Origin of the sequence: Leptothoe sp. ISB3NOV94-8A (genome assembly GCF_043421595.1) — a bacterium.
Taxonomy (GTDB): Bacteria; Cyanobacteriota; Cyanobacteriia; order Phormidesmidales; family Phormidesmidaceae; genus Leptothoe; species Leptothoe turfae.
This window is the reverse complement of record NZ_JAXSQW010000001.1, coordinates 3,631,342-3,643,205: the sequence shown is the minus strand read 5'-3', so window position 1 is coordinate 3,643,205 and position 11,864 is coordinate 3,631,342. Positions and strand designations below refer to the sequence as shown.

At 46.5% G+C, this 11,864-nt stretch carries 14 protein-coding genes; 8 read left to right on the top strand and 6 right to left on the bottom strand.

The window, feature by feature from the left end:
* Positions 1 to 114: 114 nt before the first annotated feature.
* Together SPB21_RS15390 and rlmN are read left to right on the top strand one after the other, a co-directional pair.
* Positions 115 to 933 carry an SPFH domain-containing protein gene (locus tag SPB21_RS15390; RefSeq protein ID WP_163667787.1) on the top strand — a complete coding sequence of 273 codons (819 nt, stop codon included), beginning with the start codon at positions 115 to 117 and terminating at the stop codon, positions 931 to 933.
* 102 nt (positions 934 to 1,035) lie between these two features.
* Complete coding sequence (gene rlmN / locus SPB21_RS15385) at positions 1,036 to 2,094, top strand: dual-specificity RNA methyltransferase RlmN (protein WP_163667790.1); 1,059 nt, start codon at positions 1,036 to 1,038, stop codon at positions 2,092 to 2,094.
* Between the two features lie 63 nt (positions 2,095 to 2,157).
* Here the strand turns inward: rlmN and SPB21_RS15380 are convergent, their stop codons facing one another.
* From SPB21_RS15380 to pyrH, 4 genes are all read right to left on the bottom strand, one after another.
* Positions 2,158 to 2,346, bottom strand: coding sequence for a hypothetical protein (locus SPB21_RS15380; RefSeq protein WP_006515283.1), 189 nt, complete (start codon positions 2,344 to 2,346; stop codon positions 2,158 to 2,160).
* Positions 2,347 to 2,782: 436 nt separating this feature from the next.
* Positions 2,783 to 3,913, bottom strand: a complete 1,131-nt coding sequence (locus tag SPB21_RS15375) for a geranylgeranyl reductase family protein (RefSeq protein WP_163671760.1) — start codon at positions 3,911 to 3,913, stop codon at positions 2,783 to 2,785.
* A gap of 215 nt (positions 3,914 to 4,128) precedes the next feature.
* Positions 4,129 to 4,686, bottom strand: a complete 558-nt coding sequence (gene frr, locus SPB21_RS15370; RefSeq protein ID WP_163667793.1) for a ribosome recycling factor — start codon at positions 4,684 to 4,686, stop codon at positions 4,129 to 4,131.
* On the bottom strand, positions 4,673 to 5,401 hold the full coding sequence (gene pyrH, locus SPB21_RS15365) for a UMP kinase (protein ID WP_006515286.1): 729 nt from the start codon (positions 5,399 to 5,401) through the stop codon (positions 4,673 to 4,675). Before pyrH ends, frr begins: the two co-directional genes overlap by 14 nt.
* 124 nt (positions 5,402 to 5,525) lie before the next feature.
* Here pyrH and SPB21_RS15360 point away from each other — a divergent pair, with 124 nt between their 5' ends.
* Together SPB21_RS15360 and SPB21_RS15355 are read left to right on the top strand one after the other, a co-directional pair.
* Positions 5,526 to 6,215 carry a diacylglycerol/polyprenol kinase family protein gene (locus tag SPB21_RS15360; RefSeq protein ID WP_163667796.1) on the top strand — a complete coding sequence of 230 codons (690 nt, stop codon included), beginning with the start codon at positions 5,526 to 5,528 and terminating at the stop codon, positions 6,213 to 6,215.
* A gap of 401 nt (positions 6,216 to 6,616) precedes the next feature.
* The gene (locus SPB21_RS15355) at positions 6,617 to 7,033 is read left to right on the top strand and encodes a bactofilin family protein (protein ID WP_163667798.1); all 417 of its coding nucleotides are present in this window, start codon (positions 6,617 to 6,619) and stop codon (positions 7,031 to 7,033) included.
* A 106-nt stretch (positions 7,034 to 7,139) separates the two neighbouring features.
* Here SPB21_RS15355 and SPB21_RS15350 read toward each other — a convergent pair whose 3' ends face one another.
* Positions 7,140 to 7,466, bottom strand: coding sequence for an Hpt domain-containing protein (locus tag SPB21_RS15350; RefSeq protein ID WP_006515289.1), 327 nt, complete (start codon positions 7,464 to 7,466; stop codon positions 7,140 to 7,142).
* Between the two features lie 577 nt (positions 7,467 to 8,043).
* Here SPB21_RS15350 and SPB21_RS15345 point away from each other — a divergent pair.
* The 4 genes from SPB21_RS15345 (at position 8,044) to SPB21_RS15330 (ending at position 10,286) form a co-directional block, all read left to right on the top strand.
* Complete coding sequence (locus SPB21_RS15345; protein ID WP_163671761.1) at positions 8,044 to 8,538, top strand: gamma-glutamylcyclotransferase; 495 nt, start codon at positions 8,044 to 8,046, stop codon at positions 8,536 to 8,538.
* 74 nt (positions 8,539 to 8,612) lie between these two features.
* A complete protein-coding gene (gene cdf31, locus SPB21_RS15340; RefSeq protein ID WP_499867068.1) occupies positions 8,613 to 9,518 on the top strand; it encodes a CDF family zinc efflux transporter Cdf31 in 906 nt (301 codons plus the stop codon).
* A 5-nt stretch (positions 9,519 to 9,523) separates the two neighbouring features.
* Complete coding sequence (pgsA, locus tag SPB21_RS15335; protein ID WP_499061824.1) at positions 9,524 to 10,048, top strand: CDP-diacylglycerol--glycerol-3-phosphate 3-phosphatidyltransferase; 525 nt, start codon at positions 9,524 to 9,526, stop codon at positions 10,046 to 10,048.
* Positions 10,049 to 10,052: 4 nt separating this feature from the next.
* Entirely contained in the window at positions 10,053 to 10,286 is a 234-nt protein-coding gene (locus tag SPB21_RS15330; RefSeq protein WP_499061825.1) for a DDE transposase family protein, read from the top strand.
* A gap of 16 nt (positions 10,287 to 10,302) precedes the next feature.
* On the opposite strand, the gene ctpC is transcribed toward SPB21_RS15330, so the two are convergent.
* A complete protein-coding gene (gene ctpC, locus SPB21_RS15325; protein ID WP_163667807.1) occupies positions 10,303 to 11,601 on the bottom strand; it encodes a carboxyl-terminal processing protease CtpC in 1,299 nt (432 codons plus the stop codon).
* Positions 11,602 to 11,864: the final 263 nt, after the last annotated feature.

Here is an 11,864-nt window from a genome sequence, read left to right as displayed (position 1 = left end):
GATGTTACGTGGAGAGCAGGGTATCTCAATTTCCCTACTGTACGCTAGACAGAAACTCAAAAGATGTGTTATCCATGAGCACATTCATCCATCGCCATTGCGTTTCGGTTCCCCATGGGCTCTTCTATTCTCGCTATCCTTTCATTGATCATTATTGGCTACTCGGTTGGTTCTGTGAGGGTTGTCAAAGAAGGCAACGCAGCTTTAATAGAACGTTTGGGTCGTTATCGCTCCACCCTGGAACCGGGGGTTAATTTCATCGTGCCATTGTTGGATGCTCTTGTGATTGAGGATACACTGCGCGAGCAAATTCTAGATATTGAGCCTAGAAGTGCAACGACTCGAGATAACGTCAATGTTGAGATAGATGCTGTCATTTACTGGCGAATTCTTGATCTTGAAAAAACCTACTACGCCATTGAAGATGTAGAAACCGCTATCCAAGAGTTGGTGGTGACAACGCTGCGATCTGAAATTGGTAAGATGGACCTTCAAGAAACCTTTTCTTCCCGAGAAGCCATTAATAAGGCCCTGCTTGATGTATTGGATGAAGCAACTGAGCCCTGGGGTGTAAAAGTCAATCGTGTAGAAGTTCAAGAGATTAAGATTCCATCTGAAGTGGAAGAATCCATGCGGCTTGAGCAGGCTGCTGAGATTGCTAAGCGGGCTGCGATTACTAAAGCCGAAGGTCAAAAAGAAGCCGCTATTCTCGAAGCAGAGGGCAATGTACAGTCGATGCGTTTGATTGCTCAAGCCTTTGATGGGCAGCTAAGTCAGGGCGATATATTAAAATTCTTGATTGCGCAACGCTATGTAGATGCCAATCAGAAGCTGGGTGAGAGCGATAACTCAAAAGTGGTCTTTATGGATCCTCGAGCATTGACTGAAGGCTTGGTGGATCTGATTCAAGAAAATCCTGAGGCAAATAATTAATTAATGACGTTGTCTCAAGGTTGAAAAATTGAGGGTCGACCTAAATCTTCTAAGATATAGTTCCAGAGCATGGGTCTGGACTATTTTTTATTGTGTTTAATCATGGTTTCTACCCTTGATGGTTCACTAACCAATGCGTCAGCTCAGCGTCCTCTTCTGGGGATGAATCAAGCTGAATTGACTGAGTGGGTACAATCCCAGGGGCAGGCGGCCTATCGAGGTAAGCAGTTGCACCAGTGGCTATACGCTAAAGGTGTGCGTTCTTTAACAGACATTACGGTTTTTCCAAAGGCCTGGCGTCAGGGTATGGAAAATGTATGTATTGGGCGTTCTGACATTCACCATCGTTCTATTGCTGCTGATCAAACGGTTAAGTTTCTGTTGCGCTTAGATGATGGGCAGATCATTGAAACCGTTGGTATGCCAACGGACAAGCGTTTGACCGTATGTGTGTCATCCCAGGTGGGCTGCCCCATGGCCTGCGATTTTTGCGCAACGGGTAAAGGCGGGTTTGTTCGTAATTTGGCAACCCATGAAATTGTTGATCAAGTCCTAACCGTACAAGAAGCGTTTGATCAACGGGTCAGTAACATTGTGTTTATGGGGATGGGGGAACCCCTAATCAATGTTCAGAATGTTGTGGGTGCAGTTAAATGCCTTAATCAAGATATTGGTATTGGTCAGCGCAGCATTACTATTTCGACTGTGGGTATTCCGGGGCAAATTCGCCGGTTAGCTCAGTATCGTTTGCAGACAACGTTGGCCGTCAGTTTGCATGGGTCTAACCAGGCGTTGCGCACTCAGTTGATTCCCAGTGCGCAACATTACCCCCTCACCGATTTACTCGATGAATGTCGTGAGTATATTGCTATGACGGGACGTCGCGTCACGTTTGAATATATTTTGCTAGCGGGTTTGAATGACTGTAACGAACATGCGGCTGAGTTGTCACAGCTGTTGCGAGGCTTTCAAAGCCATGTCAACCTAATTCCCTATAATCCTATCGATGAGGTAGATTACCAGCGTCCCTCACGTAAACGTGTTAACCAATTTACCGATAGTTTGAAAGCGGCCGGGATTGCCGTCAGTGTTCGTTACTCGCGGGGGCTGGAAAAGGATGCTGCCTGTGGTCAATTGCGAGCATCCAAAGTGAACGCTTAGCCCAAAGTTATACGGAAAGAGTTTTGCATTTTTTGTGAGTATTTCAAGACATTTAAAGCTCTTTTAATGTGCGATCGCAGCTGTAATCCCTGGTGCATAGGCTTCAATGACTTTGCCAGTTTTTTGGCAAACAATCATCAAGTAGTCACAGCCTGAACATTGAGTCCGAGTTAACTCCTGATCATTCAAATAGTGACGCTCGGCTGACCTTCCACAGTTTGGGCAGTGAATCGTTTGAATCACAGTACTCATAAAGATTGCTAAGTAGGTAGACAGGTCCTAATTATGACAAGTCTCCATGATCGCGACAATGTGTCAAAAGTTACAAGAAGCGCGGGGATCGCTTGATTGAAGGGCGATCCCCGCTGCCGCTAGAGCCTTTGTTCTGACCTATTTTTAGGCGCTTACTACGACCTAAAAAAATAGATAAAACTTAGAGAATTTAAAAAATAAAAGTTATTAAACTTATGAAGAATGTGTTTAGAAGGGATTGTATTGGTGGAATTAATCTAAAGGTTTAATTTATATAATTAGCAGCAAACTATACTGTTTGCCGTATTTACTTGTGAATGGGTATTTTATCTCCTTGTGAATTCACATTTTCATAAGTGAATTTTTATTTTATGCGAAGAATTAATATTTCTGTGTAAATCAGTAAAAGTGACTAGCTAAGTCTAAAAAAGTAAACTTAAGCCCCTCTGCCGGGTAAAAGGCTACCACTGATACGTTTAATGACTCGATTGGCTAGATCTGCGTACCGAATTTCACCAGCTAGTAGTTGACCCAATCGTTTAGTTGCTGTCGGTCGTTTAATGCCAACGCGATAACCAATTTTTTGCATGCGGAAAAATATATTGGCGATCCGGTGACTCCATTGAATGTCGTTGCCCCACTCTTCATGGATAACTTGGCTGTAGTTGGCCAATGCTTTGTTATCGCCATCCAAAGCCTTATTAATGGCTTTAGCGGCCTGAATTCCGCTAAAAATAGCTGGACGAATACCTTCAGCTGTCATGGGATCGACTAAAGCTGCAGCTTCGCCCACTAACAGGGCCTGTTTTGTGTGGAGAGGAGTGTTGCCATTCCAAAGCTTAAGACCATGGGAATAAAGTTGCCCTGCCTCAGCATCGTCACCCAGACCCCTGGCAAAGGTTGCTAAAGACTGTTCGGGATCTTTAAGGTTGTCTCCTAAAAAGCGGGTAATGCCCAAGGAGTGACCCTGATGTTTAGGAAAATTCCAGAGACAACCCTGTTTAACTAACCCAAATTCAAACGCCATGGTTGGATGGGGCTCTGGGGTCGGTAAATCGATTTCCAGCACATAACCCTGACGGACCTTTTCCGATTTGAATCCGAGCCACTTAGCCATGGGGCCATCGGCTCCGTCTGCGGCTATCAAGTACTGGCCTTCATAGGAGCCGTGGTCAGTGTTAACTGTCCACGTTTGATCTTTAAAGCTAATAGACGTAACAGGCGTGCCATCTTTAACGACGACGCCAACCTTAAGGGCCTGGTCAATCAAATATTGGTCAAAGATATCCCGACGTACAATCCACATGGGTTCGTCGGTTTCGAGTTCTGCTTCGATGGGATCATCCAGCTGCCAGGTGTAGCGGATACGACGCAGCTTCTGATCAATCGCAGGGGTGATATCAAAGTCCAACCAGGTGGCAATACTGGGAGCTACAGCACCAGTGCAAGGCTTGTAGCGGGGCAGCGTATGCTTTTCCAGCAGTAACACCGACCGACCCCGCTTAGCCAATTGATAAGCGGTTGTGCTCCCTCCAGGTCCAGCACCCACGACGATACAGTCAAACATCATGCACACCCCATATGCTCCGCTTTATCTGTACTACTAATTGATTGTGGTAATCAGCCTGAAATCAGCCCAACTGATGAGCTGACTGTTTCAGGTGAAAGGCCTCAAATAGTAATGACGCAACTTATTCTAAGCGGCTGTGGTCACCAAATTTTGCATAGGTGACGATCAGGATTGAGATGATTAGGTGCTAAGGATGAACCAATATGGTGCGATTACACCTTCATAATTTCCTTTTCTTTATCGTCTAATGTCTTATCGATGTTCTTAATGTATTGATCTGTTAGTTTTTGTACCTGATCTTGTAAATCGCGGGCTTCGTCTTCAGACAGGTCACCGCTCTTTTCTTGCTTCTTCGCAAAGTCCATGCCATCTCGTCTGACATTACGGATGGCGACGCGACCTTCTTCAGCGTACTTACCAGCTTGTTTAACAAACTCCTTACGACGCTCGGTCGTTAGTGGAGGAATGTTTAACCGAATCACCGATCCATCATTGTTGGGAACTAACCCAACGTCAGACAAGGAAATCGCTTTTTCGATTTGACTGAGAATGCTGGCATCATAGGGCTGAATCATCAGCGTGCTCGGGTCAGGGGTGCTAATGTTAGCCATTGACTTCAGGGGGGTAGGGGCACCGTAGTAGTCAACAGAAATACGGTCTAGCAGGGATGCATTAGCGCGCCCGGTGCGGATGGTGTTAAAAGAGCGTTTCGTGGCTTCAACCGCCTTTTGCATCGCCTGTTCTACGTCGTTAATATCAGCTAACTTCACAAGATCCTCCCACAATTGTGCCAATTGGTTCCCCAGTCATGGCCCGTTGAATATTGCCAGCAACAGCTAGATTAAACACCATGATGGGGATGTTGTTATCTTTACACAGTGCAATGGCAGTACCATCCATCACTTTGAGATCTTTAGCCAGAACATGGCTATAGGTCAAACTGGAGTAGCGTTTTGCGTTGGGGTTAGTATTGGGATCAGAATCATAAACGCCGTCTACTTTAGTCGCTTTAAGTAGCACTTCGGCATTAATCTCAGCCGCACGCAGGGCAGCTGTAGTATCGGTTGTAAAGAAAGGATTACCGGAACCAGCGCCAAAAATGACCACTCGATTTTTTTCAAGGTGGCGAATGGCCCGTCGCCGAATATAAGGTTCGGCCATTTCCTGCATAGAAATGGCAGTTTGTACCCGTGTAGGGACATCAATCCGTTCTAGGGCATCTTGCAATGTCATGGCATTCATGACGGTGGCAAGCATGCCAATGTAGTCTGCCGTTGCCCGATCCATCCCGGATGCAGCGCCTTTAACTCCCCGAAAGATGTTGCCACCTCCGACAACAACAGCAATTTGAACTCCTTGAGCAGCAGTGGCTGCAATTTCTTGAGCGATAGCATCTACTATAGTTGGATCAATGCCATAGGCTAGATTGCCCATTAAGGCTTCGCCGCTAAGTTTTAGTAATACTCGCTTGTAGGTATTCCCCATGCGATAGCTTGTGACTGAATTTCCCCATCAAGATAGCAGTCTGAGGTTGATTGGGGAACCGCATTTAGGGAGGATCTAGTGTAGGCTTTACAATCGCGTTGAATGATTATGCGGATGGTAGTGCATGGGGCAATTGGAGGTGGGATTTACAGTCTATAGCTGGCAGGTTGGTTTGGTTTTGGCCTGGTTGTTGCTGATTGGTTCTGTTTCTGAAGGGGCACGGCGCTCGGGATTTGGTCCAGAGATTACCCGTAAGATTGTGCACATTGGAGCAGGCCATGTGATTTTGTTGGCTTGGTGGTTCATGTTGCCTGCTTGGATGGGGGTAGCGGCCTCCGTCGTGTTTGCAGGTGTGGCGTTAGTGTCCTATCGGGTGCCTATTTTGCCAGGAATTAACAGTGTGGGTCGCCGCAGCTGGGGGACTTTTTTTTATGCGGTCAGTATTGGAGGGGTGATGGCCTGGTGTTGGCCTCAAGGGTATCCCTATTTTGGTGTCATTGGCATTTTAATTATGTGTTGGGGCGATGGCCTGGCTGCTTTGGTGGGGCAGCGATGGGGGCGGCATCCCTATGAACTGTGGGGGGAGAAAAAAAGCTATGAAGGTAGCTTAACGATGGCGATCGTAAGTACGCTGATTGTGCTCATTGTCCTCGGCTCGCTTCAAGGGCTGAGCGGGTCGCTGCTGTTGGTGGCCTTAGGCGTTGCGATCGCAGCCACTGCCCTGGAAGCTGTGTCTAAATACGGTATCGATAATCTTACGGTTCCTATCGGTACAACTACTGTATCTCTGATATTAAGCAGCCTGTTAGGCTAATCCCACACAAGTGTTCTAGATAGATTGTTTCAAAAAAAGTCATGGAATGCTTACCTGGGAATTTATGTAGGCCATAGGCCATGCTTTTCGTTCGCGGTGATTGTCTGTGCCTATAGACGAATCTTGCACCCCCCTGTATAAAAAACCAAGTAAACAAATAGCTTGAGCGACAGTCTGAATCAAAAACTGATGCTAGAGTTTAGGCAAGGAAAGGCTTAACTTTTCAGAAGCAGCAGTCTGCTTAGTCGTTGTCCAGCCAGTAGATGGTTAGAGTTTAGAGTTTTGATTGTATGGTTCAATAGCCAAAATTTAGCTTAAGTGTGCATCTGGGGGCCTTACCCCGTGGTAGAGCTTTCATTTTTTACTGCTGTCCAACCGTACGGGTACTGATTACTGTGTTTATGTTCAAGCGAAAGCCAGCGACTAGTTTTACCTATCTCAGCAGAACATGTGAATTAGAGGGCAACGTTCATGCCGAAGGCAAGTTAGTTGTTGATGGCATTGTTCACGGAATTGTTGATATACAGGGAGACCTGGAAATTTCTAAAACTGGCCTGGTAGAAGGCCAGGAGGTGCGTGCTCACGACATTGTGGTTCAGGGTGTACTGAAAGCGCGAGTATTTGCTGAAGGTAAGCTGATGTTAAGCGGTACAGCCCGTTTAGAAGGCGATGTAGTGGCAGGTTCCTTGGAGATAGAACCGGGGGCTTACTACACAGGATACATTGAGACTCGGGAATCACGGACACTACCACCATCACGTGATCTACCAGAACTTTACGGCACCACCGAACCTACTGAGAGTCGTACATCTGCCTAGGTGCAGTCAACGCAGCGTTATTAATAGCCTGAATGCCCAACTGTAGTCCCTGTGACTACAGTTGGGCATTTCAGTGTTAGATAAAATAAGTAGTAAATATGATACTCTAACGCGCTAACCGCTTTACTTCTTGGTGTAGCGCTTGTAACTGTCTTATGTGATTGGCCGCATTTTTCAGGTTGCCTTGCTTAGCCAGCATCTCAAGCTTGGCAGCAGTTTTAGACATCCCAGTGGCACCAACGTTTGCGCTGGCCCCTTTGATATAGTGTGCTAGCTCTTGTACAGCGACTGGATTGTCCGTAGAGAGTGCTGTTGTCAGCTGAGTCAGACTATTTTCAGTATCCCCTACAAACATCCTCAAAAGTTCTTTTTCAAAGGCTTTATCTCCTCCAGCAAGCTGTTCTAATTGCTCTAAATCGAAGTTCTTGGCCATGGCTTGTGATGACGTGTTTATACACAGCTTTGTATAGAGAGTAGCTTACTTGCTCGGTTTAGGATTAGTTGCTTTGTTAGGGATTAAGCAAATGCTGTTACTGCTTCAGGAAATGAAGCGATCTAGAAAGCTTGCTCTACATTATTGTTTCCGATTAAATCCTCCTGAGGATCCGCAATGGCAAGTAAATTATCCTGTCTCAAGTATTTCTGCCATTAGCTATCCTTCATTAACCAACTCAATAGAATTGAGCCAACGATCAGCCACAGCCATAGTGGCATTGTTGACAGAGTAGGCGTCAAATGCGCTAGACCATCAATGGCAAAGCATAATGGCAGGCTGATCAGCAGAATGATTAGGCCGACAATGAATGGCATGGATGTGTGGCATGGAGGTTGATAGAACTACTTTCTAAGTCTATAAAATCGTGTGGAATTGTTGTGATTTTCTATTTCCCCAGCCATCTCTGTTAAATTCTTGTCATATTCGTACATTTAAATTTGTAAGTTTTGAGTAAGCTGGCTGAACTTACTGAATTTTCTGAGGTTGATAAGGGAGATTGACTGTGGCAATAACAATGATCCATGGAAACTCTGAGCAGTTTTACTATTTTGCCTATGGGTCATGTATGTGTCCTGTCGATCTCAAGCGCTCTTTGCGGGAAAACACCCATCCCTATGTGATTGGACCAGCCCAGCTAAAGGGCTATCGGCTTGGCTTTTTTCGATACTCGCGCCGTCGTCAGTGCGGTGTTTTAGACATTATGCACACCCCCGGTGCAACGGTGCACGGAGTATTGTACTCATTGCCCTGGCATTTAAGTGCGCTGCTTGATCACCGTGAAGAAGGCTATGTGCACCACCCAGTCACTATCGAATGTCGAGGTAAGACGTTCTCTAACACACGTACCTACACTGTGTTAGAGAAGTTGGGGCATGAGCATGCTCCCAGTGATTGGTATTTTGATGTGGTCATGAGAGGAGCTCTTACCTGTGGTTTACCAGAGTCTTACTGCTGGCAGTTGTTTGCCCATATGCATGGTCTGCAATTGCAGCAGCAGCAAGCAGCTTAGAATTTTAGCGTTAAGCATTACGCCATAGGGGAACGTCCTTCGCTACTATTAAACATGCTGCGGAGAAGTCGTGCATGTCTACTGAAGTATCTGGTGTTAGCTATCGGTCTGAAGTGAGGCAGGTCTTGCTAATCACCCTGCTTCTTAATGTATTGGTTCTGCTTCTCAAGGTACTGGTCGGTTTTTGGACAGGGTCCTTGAGTTTGTTGGCTGATGCGCTGCACAGTGTTACCGATAGTGCCAACAACATTTTGGGATTGGTGACCAATCAGTTAGCCTCTCCAGAGCCTGATCGAGAGCATCCCTATGGCCATCAGAAATATGAAGCTGTCGGTGCCTTAGGGATTGCGGCTTTTTTGGGAATTGCCTGTTTTGAAATTTTGAGGGGTGCGTTTGAACGTTTGTTGATGGGATCTGACCCCGTGATCCTTACCCCTATAGCTCTTTGGCTCATGTTGTTGGTATTGGGCATCAATATCATTGTGGCTGTTTATGAGCGCAGGGTGGGCATGCGTTTGGGTAGCAAACTGCTAATCGCTGATGCGCACCACACGATGAGTGACATCTGGATCACCATTGTTGTCATTGCGGGTCTGATCGGGGTGTGGCGAGGGCTGGGTTGGTTAGATATTGTGATGGCATTGCCGGTGGCAGTGTTGGTGTTGCATAGTGGCTGGTTGGTGTTGTCGGCAAATTTACCCTGGCTAGTGGATGAAATGGCCATTGCGCCAGAGGCAATTCATCGAGAAGTAATGCGAGTACCTGGGGTGTTGAACTGTCATAGCATTGCTTCACGAGGCCTCTTGGGTCGCCAGGTATTTATTGATATGCATTTGATTGTGGAACCCAAAGATGTGGTCAGTGCCCACGATATTACTGAAGTGGTTGAACAGAAACTAGAGAAGGTGTTTGGGCCAATTCGGGTCACCATTCATGTCGAGCCGCCGAACTATCGGGAAGATTATATTAGCTATCGGTGAGCCCCATGAATTTACCTACATGGATTACTGTTTCTCGACTGATGGCGATTCCCTTAGTGTTTGGCTTGCTGGCAAGTCCCTCGCCCTCGACTAGCAATCGTTGGTGGGCAGTGGTTGTGTTTCTGCTAGCGGCTTGTACTGACTGGCTGGACGGTTATTTAGCACGACGTCTTAATCAGGTGACTGACCTGGGAAAGTTTTTAGATCCGCTGGTGGATAAATTATTGGTGCTGGCTCCGTTAATGGTCTTGGTGCAACTAGGAACGGTACCTGCTTGGGGCGTATTTTTGATTTTGGCCCGGGAGTTAACCATTGCCGGTTGGCGTGTAGGGCAGGCGACGATTACAGGAGCCAATATGTGGGGTAAGGTGAAAACAGTGGTGCAGATTGTTGCGATCGCACTCCTGATTTCACCCATATCCCAGCAATATCCCCTACCAGCCCTGAGTATATTCTGGCTAGCTGTAGGATTGACCTGGTGGTCCGGCCTAATCTATCTCACGGCTAGAAAAGTTACGGGTAAGTCATGAACTGATGTCTGTTCAGAAAACTATGGCTGCTGAAACACCTGAAGACACTCAAAATACCCAGGAATCCGATTCCTGGCACGTGATAAAGCAAACTGACGGACACTGTGAAATTTTTAGTCAGGCTGAACTTGCTCAACTAGGTGAGTCTCCACAAATGTGGGGACCATTTGCGAGCCGAGCTGAAGCAATAGCTAAACGTGTGGGGCTAATTCGAGCTGGTAAATGTTTGCCTAAATAGAGAGTGACAGCAGCTTTTAATTAACCGAAACTACTCCAGCATTCGCTGCTTCTCGCTGGCCACGAATGATATCGTTTAAGACTTCAATTGCTTTAGCGTATTGAGGGTCTTCTTCTGTCCCAATCCGTTCACGGTCTTCACTCAGATATTCCCTCTCATCATCACTCAGTTCAACGGTAAAGTCAGGTTCAATGCCCAGGGTATTGATATCGCGACCGCTGGGTGTGAGGTACTTAGCAATGGTCACTGCAATCCCTGACCCATCTCCAAGTCCCCGGACCGATTGCACTAAACCTTTGCCGAAGGTTTTCGTACCCACCAATACCGCTCGATTATTATCCTGTAGCGCTCCGGACAGAATCTCACTAGCACTGGCAGAGCCACCGTCAACCAATACAACCAGGGGCTTATCGGTTAGTGCGCGGTCACTGGCCACATTCTCATCAACGGTACCTTCACGGTTCACGGTTGAAACGATGGTGCCGTCGCTGAGCCACATGCGAGAAATATCAATACTGGAGTAAAGTAATCCACCCGGATTAGAACGTAAATCCATTACGTAGCCAGTCACATCCCGTAGCTCTAGTTCCTGAATCGCCTCACGCATCTCAGAAGCCGCATTTGCACTAAACTGCGTCAGACGAATATAGCCAACACCACCTTCCTGTTCAGGATGATATGCAAAGCGTACAGGATGAATCTCGATGCGGGCACGCACAAGATCAAAGTTTATCTGCTCACCATCACGGATGACCGTTAATGTCACCTCAGAATTCACTGGACCTCGGATCAAATTAACCGCATCGCTTAGATCCATGCCTTCGGTCGATTCTCCGTCAATACCGGTAATAATATCTCCAGAGCGGACTCCTGCCTCAAATGCCGGCGTATCTTCAATGGGAGAAACGACGATGATTTCTTCTGTTTCTTCCTCCTGGGAAATTTGGATGCCCACACCCGTTAGCTCACCCGAAGTGTCAATTTGCATATTGCGGAATTCTTGGGGATCCATGAAGCGAGTATAGGGGTCATCCAAAGAATCCAGCATCTCGCGGATGGCATCATAAGCCGCGGTGCTATCTGTGTAGTCACGGTTGAGATAGTCGTTGCGAATCGCTAGCCAGTCTTGATCGTTGAATGTTTCGTCGACGTATTCGTGATCGATCAGTTGCCAAACTTCATCAATAACCTCTTTCGGGCTCTCTTTAAAGAACGCCTGACTTTGAGACCAGTGAATGCTTGTTCCTGCAACGACAACAGCCATGCTTGCTAGCGCTGCTGCACCCAAAATCAGGCCATGCTTCTTGGTTGCCATAAAAAAGAGATCCAGAACAATAGGACGATACGAAACTAGTCAAACGGCCAAAATAACTAACTCACACCCCTTATCAAATATATAGGCTTTGCTCAACTGCCGCAGGGGGTATAGAAATATTTAGTTATTTTATGCAGCTTAGCAACTCCTCTCGGGAATCGGTAAGTAGATTTAGCAAGGAATCTTAGCTTTTGACTGGTTAAATGTGCATTGGACTCATGCTCTATGCTCCAAGTTAACAAATGGATATGAGTTGGAGATGA